Source organism: Kitasatospora sp. NPDC030952, assembly GCF_055571335.1.
In genome coordinates, this window is the sequence record NZ_JBVIFM010000029.1 from 51,822 (window position 1) to 68,724 (window position 16,903).

General features: G+C 72.7%; 18 protein-coding genes. 7 read left to right on the plus strand and 11 right to left on the minus strand.

From position 1 onward, the window contains the following. Positions 1-186: 186 nt before the first annotated feature. Positions 187-2,391, plus strand: a complete 2,205-nt coding sequence (locus ACZ47G_RS34550) for an MMPL family transporter (protein ID WP_465749608.1) — start codon at positions 187-189, stop codon at positions 2,389-2,391. A gap of 107 nt (positions 2,392-2,498) precedes the next feature. Here the strand turns inward: ACZ47G_RS34550 and ACZ47G_RS34555 are convergent, their stop codons facing one another. Next, the gene (locus tag ACZ47G_RS34555) at positions 2,499-2,930 is read right to left on the minus strand and encodes a MarR family winged helix-turn-helix transcriptional regulator (protein WP_380451807.1); all 432 of its coding nucleotides are present in this window, start codon (positions 2,928-2,930) and stop codon (positions 2,499-2,501) included. Between the two features lie 62 nt (positions 2,931-2,992). On the opposite strand from ACZ47G_RS34555, the gene ACZ47G_RS34560 reads away from it, so the two are divergent. The 3 genes from ACZ47G_RS34560 to ACZ47G_RS34570 all read left to right on the plus strand — a co-directional run bounded on the left by ACZ47G_RS34560 (position 2,993) and on the right by ACZ47G_RS34570 (position 4,881). Further along, complete coding sequence (locus tag ACZ47G_RS34560) at positions 2,993-3,634, plus strand: MBL fold metallo-hydrolase (RefSeq protein ID WP_465749611.1); 642 nt, start codon at positions 2,993-2,995, stop codon at positions 3,632-3,634. Between the two features lie 32 nt (positions 3,635-3,666). Next, on the plus strand, positions 3,667-4,266 hold the full coding sequence (gene coaE, locus ACZ47G_RS34565) for a dephospho-CoA kinase (RefSeq protein ID WP_465749613.1): 600 nt from the start codon (positions 3,667-3,669) through the stop codon (positions 4,264-4,266). 75 nt (positions 4,267-4,341) lie between these two features. Continuing rightward, positions 4,342-4,881: a GNAT family N-acetyltransferase gene (locus ACZ47G_RS34570; protein WP_465749615.1), complete on the plus strand. Its 540-nt coding sequence runs from the start codon at positions 4,342-4,344 to the stop codon at positions 4,879-4,881. 139 nt (positions 4,882-5,020) lie between these two features. Here the strand turns inward: ACZ47G_RS34570 and ACZ47G_RS34575 are convergent, their stop codons facing one another. Continuing rightward, positions 5,021-5,749: a CTP synthase C-terminal region-related (seleno)protein gene (locus ACZ47G_RS34575; protein ID WP_465749617.1), complete on the minus strand. Its 729-nt coding sequence runs from the start codon at positions 5,747-5,749 to the stop codon at positions 5,021-5,023. Between the two features lie 70 nt (positions 5,750-5,819). Here ACZ47G_RS34575 and ACZ47G_RS34580 point away from each other — a divergent pair, with 70 nt between their 5' ends. Then, positions 5,820-6,710 carry a LysR family transcriptional regulator gene (locus ACZ47G_RS34580; protein WP_465749619.1) on the plus strand — a complete coding sequence of 297 codons (891 nt, stop codon included), beginning with the start codon at positions 5,820-5,822 and terminating at the stop codon, positions 6,708-6,710. 190 nt (positions 6,711-6,900) lie between these two features. Next, positions 6,901-7,458 carry a hypothetical protein gene (locus tag ACZ47G_RS34585; protein WP_465749621.1) on the plus strand — a complete coding sequence of 186 codons (558 nt, stop codon included), beginning with the start codon at positions 6,901-6,903 and terminating at the stop codon, positions 7,456-7,458. A gap of 217 nt (positions 7,459-7,675) precedes the next feature. Here ACZ47G_RS34585 and ACZ47G_RS34590 read toward each other — a convergent pair whose 3' ends face one another. The 4 genes from ACZ47G_RS34590 to ACZ47G_RS34605 form a co-directional block, all read right to left on the minus strand. Next, positions 7,676-8,500, minus strand: coding sequence for a hypothetical protein (locus ACZ47G_RS34590; protein WP_465749623.1), 825 nt, complete (start codon positions 8,498-8,500; stop codon positions 7,676-7,678). A 743-nt stretch (positions 8,501-9,243) separates the two neighbouring features. Continuing rightward, positions 9,244-10,503: an alpha/beta hydrolase gene (locus ACZ47G_RS34595; RefSeq protein ID WP_465749625.1), complete on the minus strand. Its 1,260-nt coding sequence runs from the start codon at positions 10,501-10,503 to the stop codon at positions 9,244-9,246. Between the two features lie 151 nt (positions 10,504-10,654). Further along, the gene (locus ACZ47G_RS34600) at positions 10,655-11,686 is read right to left on the minus strand and encodes an aminoglycoside phosphotransferase family protein (RefSeq protein ID WP_465749627.1); all 1,032 of its coding nucleotides are present in this window, start codon (positions 11,684-11,686) and stop codon (positions 10,655-10,657) included. A gap of 103 nt (positions 11,687-11,789) precedes the next feature. Beyond that, entirely contained in the window at positions 11,790-12,644 is an 855-nt protein-coding gene (locus ACZ47G_RS34605) for a helix-turn-helix transcriptional regulator (RefSeq protein WP_465749629.1), read from the minus strand. A gap of 175 nt (positions 12,645-12,819) precedes the next feature. On the opposite strand from ACZ47G_RS34605, the gene ACZ47G_RS34610 reads away from it, so the two are divergent. Beyond that, the gene (locus tag ACZ47G_RS34610; protein WP_465749631.1) at positions 12,820-13,596 is read left to right on the plus strand and encodes an SDR family oxidoreductase; all 777 of its coding nucleotides are present in this window, start codon (positions 12,820-12,822) and stop codon (positions 13,594-13,596) included. Between the two features lie 107 nt (positions 13,597-13,703). Here the strand turns inward: ACZ47G_RS34610 and ACZ47G_RS34615 are convergent, their stop codons facing one another. From ACZ47G_RS34615 to ACZ47G_RS34635, 5 genes are read right to left on the minus strand one after another with little or no spacing between them, the layout of a single operon-like run. After that, complete coding sequence (locus tag ACZ47G_RS34615; protein WP_465749633.1) at positions 13,704-14,897, minus strand: methyltransferase domain-containing protein; 1,194 nt, start codon at positions 14,895-14,897, stop codon at positions 13,704-13,706. Beyond that, a complete protein-coding gene (locus tag ACZ47G_RS34620) occupies positions 14,890-15,024 on the minus strand; it encodes a hypothetical protein (RefSeq protein ID WP_465749635.1) in 135 nt (44 codons plus the stop codon). The genes ACZ47G_RS34615 and ACZ47G_RS34620 overlap by 8 nt, the downstream gene beginning before the upstream one ends. Continuing rightward, positions 15,021-15,806: a helix-turn-helix domain-containing protein gene (locus tag ACZ47G_RS34625; RefSeq protein WP_465749637.1), complete on the minus strand. Its 786-nt coding sequence runs from the start codon at positions 15,804-15,806 to the stop codon at positions 15,021-15,023. Before ACZ47G_RS34625 ends, ACZ47G_RS34620 begins: the two co-directional genes overlap by 4 nt. 3 nt (positions 15,807-15,809) lie before the next feature. Then, positions 15,810-16,328, minus strand: coding sequence for a DUF6879 family protein (locus tag ACZ47G_RS34630; protein ID WP_465749639.1), 519 nt, complete (start codon positions 16,326-16,328; stop codon positions 15,810-15,812). Next, positions 16,306-16,533 (minus strand): hypothetical protein, encoded by a 228-nt coding sequence (locus ACZ47G_RS34635; protein ID WP_465749641.1) that lies wholly within the window; start codon positions 16,531-16,533, stop codon positions 16,306-16,308. Before ACZ47G_RS34635 ends, ACZ47G_RS34630 begins: the two co-directional genes overlap by 23 nt. Between the last annotated feature and the right edge of the window lie 370 nt (positions 16,534-16,903).

Here is a 16,903-nt window from a genome sequence, read left to right on the forward strand (position 1 = left end):
GTCCGGGTGGGGCCCGTTTCGTGTTTCCGGTTCGCGGTTTCCATCCCCTGCTGACGGGCCTTCGTTTTCCGGTTTGACTTATGTGTGGTTTATGTGATGGGAAGTGTGAGATGGGGCTCATCGCCCTGCTATAGGCCGGAGTTCGGGTTGCACCTACATTGAGTGGAACTGCCCGAAAGGCTCCTCATGGTCAACCCCACCTCCGCCGTCCCCACCGCTGTGGTCGGCGGCCGGCTCGCCGCCATCGGCCGGTTCTGCTTCCGCCACCGGCGCTGGGTGCTCGGCTTCTGGGCCGTCGTCCTGGTGGTCGGGGTGCTGATCGGCGGGCGGGTCTTCGAGGGCTCGGTGGCCGGGGCCTCCTCCGCCACCGCCGAGGCGGACCGGGGCAGTGCCGTGGTCACCGCGGCCGATCCGGTCAAGGGCACCGTGACCGCGGTGGTGGACGGCAGTCCGGTGGACGACCCGGCGGTGCGCGCCGCCGTGCAGAAGGCCACCGCCGAGATCACCGCCCTGCCCGGGGTGGCCGGCGCGCAGGACGGCTACGGCGCCGGGCCCGGCCCGGCCGCGCTGCGGGCCGCCGACGGGACGGCGAGCCTGATCAGCGTACGGATGGCCGACACCGCGACCTCCGCCCAGACCGACGGGGTCGTCCACCGCCTCACCGCGTTGAACGGTGCGGGCGGGGCGCACGTGACCGTCGGCGGGGACCTCGTCCTCCAGCAGGAGGTCAAGAAGCAGACCGAGCAGGACACCCGCTTCGGCGAGATGGTGACCCTGCCGCTCACCCTGGTCGTCATGGTGCTGGTCTTCGGCGGCCTCGCCGCGGCCTCCCTGCCGGTGATCGGCGCCGTGGCCTCGGTGGGCGGGGCCCTGCTGGCGATGTTCGGTTTCAGCCGGATCATGGACATCGACACCAGCGTGCTGCCGATCGCCACCGTGCTGGGGCTGGGGCTCTCGATCGACTACGCGCTGCTGATGGTGAATCGTTTCCGCGAGGAACGGGGCCACGGCGCGGACATCGCCGCCGCCGTCGAGCGCACCGCCGCGACCGCCGGGCGCACCGTCGCCTTCTCCGGACTGACCGTGGCCGTCGCGCTCGCCGGCCTGTTCGTCTTCACCAGCCCGGTGCTGGGCGCCGTCGCCGCGGCCGGGGTGAGCGTGGTGGTGATCGCGGTCGCCGCCGCCCTCACCCTGATCCCCGCGCTGCTCGGCTTCGCCGGCGGCCGGATCAGGACACCGACCGCGCCCGTCCCGGACGAGGGCTTCTTCAGCCGGACCGTCCGCCGGGTCCGCAAGCGGGCGGTGCTGGTCACGCTCGCCTGCGTGGGGCTGCTGCTGGCGGCCGGCGCCCCCTTCCTGCACGCCGAGATGCGCAGCTCCGGCGCCGCCGTGCTGCCCGCCTCCTCGGCCGGTCGGCAGGTCGCCGAGACGATCGACCAGCGGTTCCCCCAGGTCGCGGCCGCGCCGATCACGGTGGTGGTCGAGGGCGGGGCGCCGGTGGCGCAGGCGTACGCGGACGAGGTGGTCGCCAAGCTGCCCGGGGTGAGCGGGGTGCGGGCGGTCACGCCGGTCGGCGACGCGGTGTCGACGGTGGACGTGCTGGTGCACGGGGACCCGCAGGGCGCCACGGCCAAGCAGGTGGTGGACGAACTGCGGGCCGACCGGGGCGGACTGAAGACCTACGTCACCGGCGGCGCCGCCTCGGTGGTGGACTTCCAGGACGAACTGATGTCCCGCGGGCCGTGGGCGCTGGGCCTGGTCGCGGCCGGGACGCTGGTGCTGCTGTTCCTGATGACCGGCTCGGTGGTGATGCCGGTCAAGGCGCTGCTGATGAACCTGCTCTCGCTGGGCGCCTCGCTCGGCGCGCTGACCCTGGTGTTCCAGGACGGCTGGCTGAGCGGGCTGCTCGGCTTCAGCTCGACCGGCGGGCTGGAGACCTTCATCCCGGTGCTGGTCTTCGCCTTCGCCTTCGGGCTGTCGATGGACTACGAGGTGTTCCTGCTCTCCCGGATCAAGGAACTGCACGAGCGCGGGCACGGCTGCGTCCGGGCGGTGGAACTGGGTGTCCAGCGCAGCGGTCGGATCATCACCTCGGCGGCGCTGCTGATGGTGATCGTCTTCGCGGGCTTCGCGCTCGGGGACATGCTCATGGTCAAGCAGATGGGCATCGCGCTGGCCGTGGCCGTCGCGGTGGACGCCACCCTGGTGCGCTGCCTGCTGGTGCCCGCCGCGATGAGCCTGTTCGGCGAGTTCAACTGGTGGGCGCCGGCCCCGCTGCGGCGGCTGCACCGGCGGTTCGGGCTGAGCGAGCACGTCGACCTGCCGGAGCTCGGGCGGCCGGCCGTCCCGGCGCCGCGGCCGGAGCCGGTCGGGTCGGCTCAGGTGCGGTAGCGGCGGGCCGGTTCGGGCGTTGGAGCGGCGGGCCGGTTCGGGCGTTGGAGCGGTGGGTCGGTTCGGGCGTTGGAGCGGTGGGTCGGTTCGGGCGCTGGAGCGGCGGGTCAGCTCAGGCGCTGCAGCAGTTCGACGCTCGCGCGCAGCTGCTCCCGTTCGGCGGTGCTGAGGCGGGACTCGATGGCGGTCGCGATGTGGTGCTCGCGGCGGGCGCGCTGATCCAGCAGGGCGAGCCGGCCGGCCTCGGTGGCGGCGATCAGCTGTTTGCGGCCGTCGGTGGGGTGCGGCTGCTGGGCGACCAGGCCGGCCTCGGACATCAGGGCGACGGTGCGGGCCATCGACTGGTGGCGCACGCGCCGGCGGTCGGCGAGTTCGGCGACGGTGTAGGAGCGTTCGTCGCGGACCAGCAGGCCGAGCACGGCGGCCTGGTTGGGCGGCAGGTCGTCGCTGTCGCGCAGGGTGCGGACCAGGCTGCCGAGGGCGGCGCGCAGGTCGGCGGCGAGGTCCAAGGTGTCCCGGTGCGGGGCGTCGCTGGTCATGGGAGAAGTCTATCCGGAAGATGTACAGCAAAACTGTACAGCTATGCTGTATGGTTTTCCCCATGCGAATCACCAAGTTCGGACACGCCTGCGTACGCATCGAGCACGACGGCACCACCCTCGTCATCGACCCCGGTGCCTTCACCGACCCCGCCGCCCTGGCCGGGGCGGACGCCGTCCTGATCACCCACGAGCACATGGACCACTTCGAGCCGTCCCGGCTGCGCGCCGCCCTGGACGCCGACCCGGCGCTGCGGGTGTGGACCAACGGCGACGTCGCCGGCCAGCTGGAGGGCCTCGGACAGCGGATCACCGCGGTCGGCGAGGGCGACGCCTTCGAGATCGGCGGGGTCGGGGTGAGCGTGCACGGCGAGTGGCACGCGGAGATCCACCGGGACATCCCGCGCGTGAAGAACATCGGCTTCCTGCTGGACGGCCGGCTGTTCCACCCCGGTGACGCCTTCACCGTGCCGCCGCACGCCGTCGACACCCTGCTGCTGCCGCTCGCCGCGCCCTGGAGCAAGGCCGGTGAAGTGGTCGACTACGTCCGGGAGGCGGGTCCGCGGGTGGCGGTGCCGGTGCACGAGGCCACGCTCAGCCCGATCGGGCAGATGATCGCCACCCGACTGCTCGGGCCGGACGGACCGGGCAGTCCCGCCGAGCTGACCGTACTGGGCGAGGGCGAGAGCCTGGACCTGGCCTGACGCCCGCGGTGGTGCGCCGGTAGCCTGACGCCATGCTGAAGATCGGACTGACGGGCGGTATCGGCGCCGGCAAGAGCGAGGTGTCCCGGCTGTTCGCCGCGCGCGGCGCGGTGATCGTGGACTCCGACCTGATCGCCCGTGAGGTGGTCGCCCCCGGGACGGACGGCCTGGCCGCCGTGGTCGCCGAGTTCGGCCCGCAGGTGCTGCGGGCGGACGGCGCGCTGGACCGCCCGGCCCTCGGGGCGATCGTGTTCGCCGACCCGGAGAAGCTCCGGGCGCTGAACGCGATCGTCCACCCGCTGGTGCGGTCCCGCTCCGCCGAACTGGAGGCGGCGGCCGCGCCGGACGCGGTGGTGGTGCACGACGTGCCGCTGCTCGCCGAGAACGGGCTGGCGCCGCTGTTCGACCTGGTCGTGGTCGTCGACGTGGACGACGAGGTGCGGCTGGACCGGCTGGTCCGGCTGCGCGGGATGGCCGTGGAGGAGGCCCGGGCCCGGATGGCCGCCCAGGCCGCGCGGGCGGACCGGCTGGCAATCGCCGATCTGGTGATCGACAACGGCGGGTCGCTGGAGGAGCTGGTGGCGCGGGTCGACGAGGTGTGGGCGGAGCTGGTGGAGCGGGCGGCTTCGTAGGGTCGGATCATGTGACCGATCCGGTGGTCGGGAGGGGACTCGGAGGCCGGTCCGCGGGGAAGGGAGCATGGAGTGATGAATGATCGTTTCTCCGCTGAACCGCTGGCCGTCGAACGCTTGGAGCGCTACACCCGCGCCGAACAGGAGCAGATCCTCGGCCCCGGCGAGGACCCGTACGGCGTCGCCTACACCGGGCTGACCTTCCGCTCCAAGGACGTGCACTTCGGCATCCGGGCCGCCGACGGCCGGCTCGTCGCCCACACCGGGCTGCTCCCGATCCCGCTCACCGTCGGCGGCACCGACCTGGCGGCGGTGGGCGTCGGCGGGGTCTGCGTCGCCGCCGACCGGCGCGGCGAGGGCCTGGCGCACGCCGTGGTCGAAGCCGCCCTGGACCACGGGCGCGCGCTCGGCCTCCGGTACGCGCTGCTGTTCTGCCGCCCGCCGCTTGCCGCGTTCTACCGGGGGCTCGGCTTCCGGGAGGTCGCCGAGGAGGTGACGGTCGAACAGCCGGAGGGGCGGCTCGCGGTCATGCCGCTGCGCACCATGTGGCGGCCTCTGGTGGAGGGCGCCGGGTGGCCGGAGGGGCCGGTGCGGCTGCGGTCGCTGCCGATGTGACGGGTGAGCGTCGGCTCCCCGGTGGGGTCGTCGCTCAGGCGGGCGTCGGCTCTCCGGTGGGGTCGTCGCTCAGGCGGGCGTCGGCTCCCCGGTGGGGTCGTCGCTCAGGCGGGCGTCGGCTCCCCGGCGGGGTCGTCGCTCAGGCGGGCGTCGGCTCGCCCTCGGCGGCGTGGGCGACGGCGGCCGCGGCCAGGGACCGGATCATCGGGTGGGCCCGGGTGCCGTCGCCGGACAGCTCGGGCTGGAACAGCGAGGCCAGGAAGAACGGGTGGTCCGGCAGTTCCAGGACGCGGACCTGGCCGGACTCGTCCGCCCCGGTGAAGTGCAGCCCGTGGGCGCGCAGCCGGTCCAGGTAGTCGGCGTTGAGGCCGTAGTTGCAGTGGTAGCGCTCCAGGGTGCGGGTGGCGCCGAGGGCCCGCTCGGCCAGGGAGCCGGGGGTGATCACGACGGTGCCCTCGTGGCCGACCAGGGAGCAGGACAGCGGCACGATCACCTGCTGGTCGCGGTCCGGGTCCTCCTCGCCGTGGACGGCGTCGGTGATGCCGCAGACGTCACGGGCGTACTCCAGCACCGCGTGCTGGAACCCGGCGCAGGTGCCGAGGAAGGGGATGCCCCGCTCGCGGGCGGTCCGGATCGCGGCCAGGGCGCCCGCCTCGCTGCGGTACGGGCTGCCGGGCAGCAGCCAGACGGCGTCGAAGCCGTCCAGCGCGCCGGGCGCTCCGGCGTCCTCGGTGGGGATCCAGTAGGCGTCCAGGACGAGCCGGTCGCGGTCGGCGAGGGAGTCGAGCAGGCCGGGGATGCGGGCGTGCGAGCGGACGGCGGGGGAGCGGTCGCCGACCAGGGCGATCCGCGGGGTCAGGTAGGTCATGCGGCTATCCTGACCCCGCACCCGAGATCAGCGCCAACGATGATTTCTTACCCATCGATCAGATCGGTTGATGACCGCCGTGGATCCGCAGCAGTTGCGCACCTTCGTCACCGTCGCCCGGCTCGCCTCCTTCTCCGAGGCGGCCCGGGACCTCGGCTACACCCAGTCCGCGGTCTCCCAGCAGATCGCCGCACTGGAGGCGGACCTCGGCACCGCGCTGCTGGTCCGCCGCCCGGTCGGGCCGACGGTGGCCGGGCGGCGGCTGCTGGAGCACGCCGCACCGCTGCTGGTCCGGCTGGAGGCGGCGCGCGCCGACGTCGCGCGCCTCGCTGACGCACCGAGCGCCCGACTGGTGCTCGGCGCCACCCCGCTGGCGGTCGGGGCGACATTGGGGCGCGCACTCGGCGAAGTGCGCCGGGTGTACCCGCAGGTCGAACCGGTCGTCCGGGTGCTCGCCCAGGACGTGCTGCCCGCCCAGGTCGCCACCGGCGAGGTCGACCTCGCCCTGATCGACGGCCTCGCCGCGCCCAGCGACCCGCTGCCGCTGCCCGAGGTCGGCCCGCTGACCACCGTCGCCGTCGACGAACGGCCCGTCGCCGTCGCCCTGCCCGTCGGACACCCGCTGGCCGGCCGCACCGGCATCGCCCTCGCCGACCTCTCGGCCGCGCGCTGGCTCGACGCCCCCGACCTCACCCCGACCGCCGCCCGGCTGCGCGCCGCCGCCGGCACCGACGGCTTCCGGGCCGCCACCCGCTACCGGGGCACCGACCTGCACGGGCTGCTCGCCCTGGTCGCCACCGGGCACGGGCTCACCCTGCTGCCCGAACCGGCGGTGGCCCGGGCCCCCGGCATCGCCCACGCGCCGATCGCCGCACCGCGGTTGGTGCACCGCACGGAGCTGGTGCACGGCAGCCTGCCGGAGGGGCCTGCGGCACTGCTGGCGCGGCTGCTGGTGGAGTAGGGGGCCCTCGCCGGTCGCTGGTCGCTGGTCGCTGGTCGCCGGTCGCCGGTCGCCGGCCGTCGTGTCGTGCCGGTGTGGAGGCGTGGACACCACTCGTTCACGTCCCGGGCCTGACGAAGGTCGAGCTAACGGTGCTGTCATGGGCACAGTCGCCCGGCGATCGGCCGGGCCGGCCCAGGAGAGCGCCACCATGATGCTCCGTCAGCGTCTCACCGTCGTCGCCGCGGCGGCCACCCTCGCCGTCACCGGCCTCGCCGCAGGCACCGCGCAGGCCGCCGTCGCGGGGAACCACGAACCGCTCAAGTCCCGCACTCTCGCGGCGAGTTGTTCGCAGGCAAACCTGCCGCTGCCCGACCCGTCCTGCACCCCCGGCGCGTACAACCCGGCGGTCACCCAGGCCACCATCGGGCAGACCATCTGCGTCTCCGGCTGGACCGCCACCGTGCGCCCGCCGACCAGCTACACCAACGCGCTGAAGGCCCAGCAGATCGTCCAGTACGGCTACTCGGACACCAACCTCTCGGACTACGAGGAGGACCACTTCGTCCCGCTGGAGCTCGGCGGCGCGCCGCGCGACCCGCGCAACCTGTGGCCCGAGCCGCGCTACGGCAACGAGCCGGCGCAGAGCAAGGACTCCGTCGAGACCAGACTGAAGAACGCGGTGTGCGGCCACAAGGTGACCCTGGACGCCGCCCGCAGTGCGATCGCGAGCGACTGGACCACGGCGCTCAGCCGCCTGGGGCTGTGAGCGGCTGAAATGGTGCCGCCAGGTCCGTCCGGTCCCCTGTGCCGGACGGGCCTGGCGGCCGTCTGTGGGTGTGTCAGCCGTGGCTCGCGCGTCGGCGGTGGCTGGTACGTCAGCTGTGGCTGGTGCGCCGGCTGCGGTTCGTGCGCCGGCCGACGCGGGTGCGCGGGCCGACGCGGGTGGGCCGGCCGACGCGGGTGGGCCGGCCGACGCGGGTGCGTCAGCCGCAGCCCGGGAAGGCCTCGCAGAGCGGGGCCGTCATGCCGGTGGCGACGTACTTGTCCTCGGGCGCCTTCCAGGCGTCCTTGGGCTGGGCGCCACCCTTCGTGGTCGCCCAGACGGACAGTTCGCTGACCGCCCCGCCGCTCAGCACGACGTACTCGTGCAGGGTGGCGGTGGAACCGTCGGGCTGCGGGGCCGTCACGGTGGCGGCGAAGTACGGTGCGTCGCTCGCGCTGGTCACCTTCACCGTGGCGCCCGGCGCGGTCTTGGCGCAGTTCGTCACGGCGTCGGCCAGGCCCCGCTTGAGTGCGGCGGCGGTCTGGGCATTGCCGCTGCTGTGGGTCGGGTCGCCCCAGACGTCCACGGTCTGCTGGGCCGTCCAGCGGTCCCCGCCGAAGCCGACCGCGGCCTTGGCGCGCGCCGCGCCGTCGGTGTACATGTACTCGTCGCCCTTGGGGGGCGCGGCGTGGCACAGCTCCATGCCCTTGAAGTCGACCGACCCGGTGACCGGCTTGGCGTTGGCCGCCAGCGGGGCGAAGTGGTAGGCCTCGTCCATCGGGATGCTCTTGGTGTCCATCCAGGCCTTGGCCGGGACGCCCTTGTCCTTGTCGGCGCCGGCGGTGGGCTTGCCGGTGCCGGTGCCGGTGCCGGTGCCGGTGTCGGCGTTGGTGCCGCCCGCGGTGGGTGCCGCGGTGGCGGGCGCCGACGGGGCGGCGCTCTTGCCGCCGTCCTGGCCGCTGTTGTCCGGGCCGCAGGCGCTCAGGGCGCCCGCGCAGAGCAGGGCGGCGGCGGTGGCGGTGACCAGGCGGGTGCTGTTGCGCAACTGACGATCCCTCGGGTGTCCGGTGTCATGGGTCTGGGCCGGGGCGGGGGCCGGTGGCGCGTCGGCCGCCCGTCCTCGCCGGCCGGTCGACCCGTGGCTGCGGGCACTCGGCATGGCTGTTCCTCCCCCGTTGGTGCTGCCGTCAGGCCCCCTGGCTCCGCAGCTCACCGCAGGTCTGAGGCACGGTCAGAGCGGTTGCTGCGTCGACGGCGGACGAAACCTATGACACGGCGGCGCCCGGAGCAAAGCGGGATTTCTCCCGGGCGCCGGGGGGCGTGCGGCAGTTGCAGCGAGCTGGTGGTGAACATGTGTGCGGGCGCCGAGGAAGCCATGCGCGACGGGAGAGCCGGAGCCGGCGGACCGGCCGGCGCCCGGAACCCGCCGTGCGCAGTGGATCTCCTTGCCGCGCGGGCGGTTCGGCGGTGGATCGTGCCCGTTCGGGGCGGTGCCGGCCGGCTGTGAACGGGCGGCCGACACCAAGGCTTTCCCCCGGCGGCGGGCGGATGTGATCCCACCCACGGTCCGGCTCCGGACGGTCCGCGCGGGGGGTGCGGTTCGGGTACGGCCGGGGGCCGGCGCGGATCCGGGGGCGGGACCGGGGGCGGCCGGGGGCGGGACCCGGGGGCGGGGCCGGGGGCGGGACCGGGGTCGGAATCGGGGGCGGGGCCGGGGGCGGGACCGGGGTCGGAATCGGGGGCGGATCCGTACCGAATCCGGACCGGACCGGGACGGGCCCGTGACGGTTACACGTGGGTGCCCGGGACGCCGAGCTGGGCGGCGAGCCAGGGGAGGGCCTGGGCGAAGGTGGCCGAGCCGGTCTGCCAGGTGTGCTTGCCGGAGCCGACCACGCTGGTGGTGCGGATGCCGTCCTTCTTGGCGGCGGCCTCCAGGGCCTTGGCGGACTCGATCTGGCCGTGCTCCTCGTCGCCCTGGCCGAAGTAGCCGGAGACGCCCTGGTACTTGGCGTGGTGGGCGAGCACGGTCAGCGGGTCGTGGGCGGCCCAGGCGGCCGCGTCGCCGCCGTACAGCTCCTGGATGGTGTGGTCCTTGTCGCCGATGTACGGGCCCTTGTCACCGGAGAAGTCGCCGAAGTGGGCGAAACGGCCGGGGTGTTCGACGACCATGTCGAAGGCGCAGGTGCCGCCCATCGACCAGCCGGCCAGGCCCCACTTGTGCGGGTCGGTGGCGGCGTTGAAGGTCTTCTCGATGTACGGCGGGACGTCCTTGAGCAGGTGGCTCTCGGAGTTGCCGTGCGGGCCGTCCACGCACTCGGTGTCCACCCGGAAGCCGCCGGTGGCGTCCACGAAGACCAGGATCGGGGCGAAGCCGTTGTGCTTCGCGGCGAACTCGTCGGCGGTCTTCACCGCGTTGCCGGAGCGGATCCAGTTGTCCGGCGCCGCGAACTCGCCGCCGATCATCTCCAGCACCGGCAGCTTCGGCCGGCTCTGGCTGCGGAACCAGGCGGGCGGCAGGTAGACCAGCTCCTGGCGGTGGGCGAAGCCGCTCGCGGTGTCCGGGATGTCGACCTGGACGATGCGGCCGGTCCTGGTCTTGCCGTGGATCGACGACACCTCGGCCACGGTGATCTGGTCCGGCAGCGGCTGGCCGCTCAGCTCGCCGATCGCGTCGTCCACCGTCGGGTAGTAGCCGGTCGCGATGTTCACGCTGTTCGCGGCGCAGAACAGCGCCAGCAGTACGGTCGGCGCGACCAGCGCCCGCCGCCACCACCGCGCGCCCCGCCAGCCGAAGCCGAGCACGGCGAACGAGGCGATCGCCACCCCGCTCCACAGCCACACCCCGAACGGGATCGGATCGGTGATCCCGGCCAGGGTGAGCACGGCGACGGCGACGACCGCGGTGATCGCCAGCGCGGTGCCCAGCGCGATCGGTCCCCACTTGCGCTGCCAGCTCCGGTCCCGCCAGCCCACCGCGGTCAGGAACAGGGCGAGGGCGGCGGCCTGGACCGTCCAGGGGAACCAGCCGTCGAGCAGGGAGACGTTCATGCGCGGAGGCTAGGTCCGGTGGATGAGAAGGGGCTTAAAGACTGGTTGTTCGCTGAGGGTGGCCTGGGAGGCGGCTGGGAGCCGGGCCGTCGTCAGACGGTGAAGTCGGCGTGCGGGACGCCGCGCTCGGAGAAGTCGGGCACCTGCTCGGTCATCGGACGCCTTCGGTGGGGTCGCCTTCGGTGGGGACGCCTTCGGTGGGGTCGGGGACAGGGTGGTCGGGGATCGGGTGGTCGGGGATCGGATCGTCGACGAGCGGATCGTCGGGGAGCGGGTGGGCGCCGGCGGTCAGGCGGTGGAGGGCGGCGTGGGCGGGCGGGCCCCAGGTGGCCTTGCCGCCCGGGCGGTTGCGGCGGCCGGCCTCGCCGACGTGGATGCCGCCGAGGGCCCGCATGACGGCCCAGCCGCGGGCGCGGCGCAGGGTCGCGGAGTCGAGGGCAGGGCGGTAGGCCTGGCGGAAGAGGTCCGCGGCGCCGTCCGGGAGGAGGGACCAGGCCGCGGCGAGGTCGCAGGCCGGATCGCCGGCGCAGAGCTCGCCGAAGTCGATCACGCCGCAGAGGGTGCCGTCGGCGGTGAGGACGTTGGCCGGGTGGAGGTCGCCGTGGATCCAGAGGGCCGGGCCCGTCCAGACGGGGGCGGTGACGGCGTCCTCCCAGACGGCGCGGACGGCGTCCGGGTCGGGGAGCAGGCCCAGCTCGACGGCCGAGGTGATCCCCTCGGCGACCCGGTCGGCCAGGGCGGCGAGGGGCTGGCCGCGCTCGCCGGGCGGGGCGGAGGCCGGGGCGGGCTGGTGGAGGGCGGTCAGGAAGGCGGCCAGGGTTTCGGCCGCCGCGGCGGCGCGGGTGACGGGGGCGCGGTCGGCGGGGGTGCCCGGCACCCAGGTGGTGACCAGCCAGGGGCGCGGGAAGCGCTCGGAGGGCTCACCGAGGCGGCGGGGAGCCGGGATCGGCAGGGGGAGATCCGGCGGCAGGGCGGGCAGCCAGGCATGTTCCTTGCGCAGCATGGCACTTGCCGGCTCGGTGGCCCAGGGCAGCCGGACGGCGAGGTCGTCGCCGAGACGCCACATCTGGTTGTCCCAGCCGCGGGCGCCGAGGCGGAGGGGGAGATCGGCCAGGTCGGGGTGCTGGTCGTTCAGCAACTGCCGGATCAGGTCCGCGGTGATCTCGATCTCGCTGTGGGGCATGGGGGAAAGGGTAGTTGGGTGTGGTGCTCCAAGGGTGCGTGATCTGCTGCGCGGGGACCTGCTGCGCGGGGACCTGCTGCGCCGGGATCCAGCGTGCCGGGATCTACTGCGCCGGGACCGCGGGGGCGGTCCAGCTGGCCAGGACCTGGAGGGACCGGGCGGTCTCGGAGCCCGGTTCGACGTTGTAGACGCACAGGGTCTGTTCGGCGTCGCCGGGCACCTGGAAGGACTCGTACGAGAAGTGCAGCTCTCCTACCAGCTGGTGGTGGTAGTGCTTGGCGCCGTGGGTGCGGCGCAGCACCCGGTGGTCGTTCCACCAGCCGGTGAACTCCGGTGACTGGAGGGTGAGTTCGCCGACCAGGTCGGCGAGCTGGCGGTCCTGCGGGTAGCGGCCGGCTTCGAGTCGGAGCATCGCCACCGTCTCCGCGGCGATCCTCGCCCAATCGCCCACGCTCTCCCGGGCCTTGGGGTCCAGGAGGTAGTAGCGGGCCAGGTTGCGACGGTTGGCGGGCAGGGCGTCGAAGTCGGTGAGGACCTCCCTCGCCAGCCGGTTGGCGGCCAGGACGTCGGTGCGCCGGCCCAGGATGAAGGCGGGTACGTGGTCGAGGGTCGCCAGCATCAAGTGCAGGCCGGGGCGCACCCGTTGGACCCTGGCCGGGGAGCGGCGAGGAGGCCGGGAGTCGGAGCGGAGGAGGTCGGTGAGGTGTTCGCGCTCGGTGTCGTCCAGGTGGAGGGCGCGGGTGATCGCGTCCACCACCTCGGGGGAGGGGTTGCGGGCCCGCCCCTGCTCCAGCCGCGTGTAGTACTCCGTGCTGACGCCGCCCAGGCGGGCCACCTCGTCCCGACGCAGACCGGGCACCCGGCGCACGCGGCCGTCGGCGGGCAGTCCGGCCTCCTCGGGGGTGACGCGGGCGCGGCGTGAACGGAGGAAGTCGGCGATTTCCTTGGCGCGGTCCATACGTCCATTGTCGGTGCGGTGACGGCGTGGGTGGGCGGTTCCGGGTGGCCCTGGCAGTACCTGCCTCGGCAGGGCCGGTTATGGCGTCCCGAAGGGGTGGCGCACGGCTTGTACTGGAGCTGCGGCCGACGGAGATCGGCCGACAGGAACCCAACGCCCTTGGAGGGTGAACAACATGTCCACGAGCACTTCGGTCCGGCCCCTCGCCGGTCGCGTCGCCGTCGTCACCGGGGCGTCGAGCGGCATCGGTGAGGCGTCGGCCGAGAAGCTGGCGTCGCTGGGAGCCCAGGTCGTCGTCCTGGCGCGGCGCGCGGACCGGCTGGCGGAGCTGGTCGAGCGGATCGAGAGGAACGGCGGCCGGGCGGTGGCGATCGCCGCCGACGTGACGGACGCCGAAGCGCTGAAGGCCGTCGCCGAGCGGGTGGAGGACGAGTTCGGCGGGGCCGACCTGCTGCTGAACAACGCGGGCGTCATGCTGCCGGCCCCGATCGAGGAGCTGGCGACGGACCAGTGGAAGCAGCAGATCGACCTGAACATCACCGGCCTGATGAACGCGATCGGCGTGTTCACCCCGCAGTTGGTGAAGGCGGCCGCCGAGCGGGGCGTGGCCGACCTGATCAACACCTCGTCCATCGCGGCGCAGAACATCTTCCCCAACTTCGCGGTGTACTCCGGCACGAAGGCGTACGTCAGCCACCTGTCGCGCCACCTGCGGGCGGAGCTGGGCGCGAAGAAGGTCCGGGTGTCGGCGGTCGAGCCGGGCATCGTCGCGACGGAACTGCAGAGCCATGTGACGGATCAGGGCGCGCTGGAGTGGCTGGAGGGCTCGAAGGACGCGATGGAGTGGCTCACGCCGGAGGACGTCGCGGAGACGGTCGGCTTCATCGCGGCCCTCCCGCCCCGGGTCAACCTCCAGCAGGTCACCATCATGCCGACGGGCCAGCCCAGTTGAGCGTGATGGACCACGGAATCGGGCGGCCCAGCGTGCAATGCGCGGGGCCGCCCCTGCTGCCCCCATCGCCGGGGTGTTTCGAACGTGTCGGGGACGGACCGCAGTGATCACTCCCCAAGAGTGCCGACCGGGTTGCCGGGGTTGTCCAGCCAGACCGTGTTCGTCTCCGGGGTCACTGTGAGCCCGTAACGGTCCAGCCTGGGGCGTCCGTTGGACAGCCATGTCGAGGCGGTGGCCTCCAGTTCGGTCCAGAGGGCGCGTGGGCCGCCCTGGAAGGCGTGCGTGCTGCCGCCCGACCGGGTTTCCAGTACCGCCCATGATCCGTCGGGGTGGAGGAACCACAGCCCCGCGATGCCGTCGGCCATCGGGCGCAGCCGGGTCGTGCCGGGCATGACGAGTTGGGCGCTCCACAGGAATGCCGGGTCATCGAGGACGGCGGGACGGATGGCCGTGTCGAACCCGGAGGCGTCGTGGCGGGCCTTGACGGCGGCGCGCATGAGGGGGCCGATCGTGGGTCGTCGGGTTTCGCGGGAGAGCATGAAGGAGACGTCGGAGTCGATGAACCGGCCCTGGGCTTCGCCGTCGCCGACGTGCAGTTTCGCGTAGCCATAGGCGTCGAGGCCGCCGACCAGCGACACCAGGATGACCGCGCCGGGGAGTGCCTGGGCCAGCCATTGGGGCGGGACGCGGTCGGGTGAGTAGGTGGCGATGATCCGGCGGTACGGTCCGCTGCCCGGGTGGCCCTCGGCGCCGTCGCCGGCGACCAGGCGGGGCCGGTAGCCGATGGAGGCGAGTCGTTCGCCGGCTGCGGCCGAGAGGGTGGTGTCGTGCTCCACGCTGGTGACGTAGTGGTCGCCGAGGCGGGCGCACAACAGCGCTGTGGAGTAGCCGGTGCCGGTTCCCACTTCGAGCACGTTCGCGCGGTCCGGGACGTCGAGGTCTTCGAGCATCCGGACCACGACGCCGGGTAGCGTCGAGGAACTGGTGGGCGTCCCGGTGCGGGGTTCGCCGTTCGGCTCGGTGGTGCCGTGGTCGAGCTGGGTGACCCACGTCGTGTTCTCGTAGGCCAGCCGAAGCCAGGCCTGTTCGTCGGTGTCGCGGCTGACGGCGATGTAGCGGGTGATGCCGTCCGGGCCGTCGGTGGCGGTGTAGAACGTCGGCAGGAAGACGTGACGGGGCACTGCCAGCACCGCGTCCCGCCACTGTGGGGTGCGCAGCGAGCCGTCGCGCTGCAGTTCCTGCGCGAGTGCGGCGCGCAGCCGACGCGCCGTTTCGTCGGCCGCGTCCAGGATGTCACTCACCTGTGGTGCCCTTCTCCAGAAGATCCGCGATGGCGCGCGAGATGGGCACGCCGGTCCTGTGCTCGATCCACGACCACTGGCCGTTGGGGTTCACTTCCAGGAACCGCCATTCGCGGTCCGGCGTCACGATGAAGTCGAAGGCGCCGAAGACGAGTCCGAAGCGATCTCGGCCGGCTGGGTGATGGTGAGGTGGGCGGAGATGAGTTCGACGTTCACCTGTACGTCGTCGTACATCGTGAAGGACTCAACCGGCCAGCCCGATCCCCTGGTTGAGCCGAGCGGGATCACTCCGAGGCTTACTGTGGGAAGGGTGCCCACCGCGATCAGATGGGCGAGTTGACCGATGAGGATGTCCGGGGTGCCGATGACCGTCCGAAGTACCCATTCCTCGACCAGGACGGCGAAGCGGTGACCCCCGGTGTGCAGCACCTTCTGCCGCTCCATCCGAACCGCAACGGCCTCGTCGACGTCGTCGGGAGTGCTGCGCAGCGACACGATCGTGTCGAGCACGGCGCGCGTATATGCCTCCGTCTGGAGCAGACCGGGGACGACCCACGACTGGTACACACGGAATCGGCGCGTTCGTTCGAAGAGGGGACGCACGGATTCCTGTGCCCGTTTGAGACCGGTCCGCTCAAGGCGACGCCATTGGATGTACATGCCGTCGATGTTCCGGGCAGTTGCGATGAGGTCCGCTGCCTGGTCGGGGACGCCGCAGATGGCGGTCCAGGCTCTTATGTCGGCCTCTGACGGCATCACCCGACTACTCTGGAGCTTGGAGCATTTGGACTCGTGCCACCCCGCAGCTTCGGCCAGCGCCCGTGCGCTGAGTCCGGCATCTCGCCGGATGTCGCGCAGACGCTGGCCGAGGGCCTGCCTGGCTTGTTGGACGCTGGATGACGCGGACACGGGTCAGATCAGCCGGAAGTCCTCGTGCGGCACGGCGCGTGCCCAGACGGCCTCGAACGCAGAGGCGCAGAGGCTGATGGTCCTGGGGTCTGTGGTGACTTCGTCATCCACGAAGTCACCCTCGCCGCTGAAATGGTGGACCAGGAGGTGCTGGCCGTCGATGAGCCAGAAGTCGTTGCCGGGCAGTGAAAGATCAGTCGCCTGCCGGCGGGGGAGCCATCTGATCTGCTCGCCGGAAGCGATGTTCCGGAACGTGATCTCGTGCTCGAACCGGATGTACTCGCTGGCCGGTTCGGAGATGATGCGGGCGCGTCGTACGTCGACTCCGCGGCTGGTGGTCTCCTTGATCAGCTGCAACCAGGGGCTCCACCATGATGATTGGTCCGCCGGATCGTCGCGCCGCCCGCTGAGCCAACGGAGGAACAACGGGTCGTCGCGCATGTATCCGTCGCGCATCTCAAGGTGGAGCGCCGAGCGGGTGCAGGTCCGCAGCAGCTCCTCAAGCGTGGGGGCCGCCGCCACCGTTCACCTCCGGGAAGAACCGCATCATGCGCTGGGGGAATTCGATTACGGTCTCGTGTTCGGGGATGTCCATCTGTGCGAGATGTTCCGGGTCGAGCACCTTCCAGCCCTGGAGGACGTAGTTGCCCGACACGTCGTCGAAGTAGACGGTCGGGGACTTGCCTTCAGGGCTCTCGGGGTCCTGGCCGAGCTTGTGCAGTGCCATGGTGGGCCTCCTAGCGGCTGCAGGTGGTTGCCTTGGACGATCTTTCCGCTCCGGTGGCTTCGGGGCCAGGAACTTGCCCGAACTTGCTCGCAGTTGACGTCAGCGGCCAAACGGGAAGCGGGCGGCCCCGCGGCGCGGCCCCCGGCGAGTCCGGCGTCGAACAGCGCGAGCGCCTCGGCGTCGGACATGGTGGTGAGACCGCCTCCCCGCCCTCTCCTCGCCCGCCCCCGACGGCGTAACTGGGCGCGGCCTCCAGCTCGTCGACTCCCTCACCAAGCGCTGGGGCTGCTGTCCGCGCCGCCCCATCGGCAAGATCGTCTGGGGCGAGGTGGCCGCGTGAAGACCGCTCCTGAAATCCGCGTGGAGATCC

What these genes read in the sequence shown, in the direction of transcription:
- ACZ47G_RS34550 (WP_465749608.1), top strand. Translation starts at nt 187, where the DNA reads ATGGTCAACCCCACCTCCGCCGTCCCCACCGCTGTGGTCGGCGGCCGG.
- ACZ47G_RS34555 (WP_380451807.1), bottom strand. Translation starts at nt 2,930, where the DNA reads ATGACCAGCGACGCCCCGCACCGGGACACCTTGGACCTCGCCGCCGAC.
- ACZ47G_RS34560 (WP_465749611.1), top strand. Translation starts at nt 2,993, where the DNA reads ATGCGAATCACCAAGTTCGGACACGCCTGCGTACGCATCGAGCACGAC.
- coaE (WP_465749613.1), top strand. Translation starts at nt 3,667, where the DNA reads ATGCTGAAGATCGGACTGACGGGCGGTATCGGCGCCGGCAAGAGCGAG.
- ACZ47G_RS34570 (WP_465749615.1), top strand. Translation starts at nt 4,342, where the DNA reads ATGAATGATCGTTTCTCCGCTGAACCGCTGGCCGTCGAACGCTTGGAG.
- ACZ47G_RS34575 (WP_465749617.1), bottom strand. Translation starts at nt 5,749, where the DNA reads ATGACCTACCTGACCCCGCGGATCGCCCTGGTCGGCGACCGCTCCCCC.
- ACZ47G_RS34580 (WP_465749619.1), top strand. Translation starts at nt 5,820, where the DNA reads ATGACCGCCGTGGATCCGCAGCAGTTGCGCACCTTCGTCACCGTCGCC.
- ACZ47G_RS34585 (WP_465749621.1), top strand. Translation starts at nt 6,901, where the DNA reads ATGATGCTCCGTCAGCGTCTCACCGTCGTCGCCGCGGCGGCCACCCTC.
- ACZ47G_RS34595 (WP_465749625.1), bottom strand. Translation starts at nt 10,503, where the DNA reads ATGAACGTCTCCCTGCTCGACGGCTGGTTCCCCTGGACGGTCCAGGCC.
- ACZ47G_RS34600 (WP_465749627.1), bottom strand. Translation starts at nt 11,686, where the DNA reads ATGCCCCACAGCGAGATCGAGATCACCGCGGACCTGATCCGGCAGTTG.
- ACZ47G_RS34605 (WP_465749629.1), bottom strand. Translation starts at nt 12,644, where the DNA reads ATGGACCGCGCCAAGGAAATCGCCGACTTCCTCCGTTCACGCCGCGCC.
- ACZ47G_RS34610 (WP_465749631.1), top strand. Translation starts at nt 12,820, where the DNA reads ATGTCCACGAGCACTTCGGTCCGGCCCCTCGCCGGTCGCGTCGCCGTC.
- ACZ47G_RS34635 (WP_465749641.1), bottom strand. Translation starts at nt 16,533, where the DNA reads ATGGCACTGCACAAGCTCGGCCAGGACCCCGAGAGCCCTGAAGGCAAG.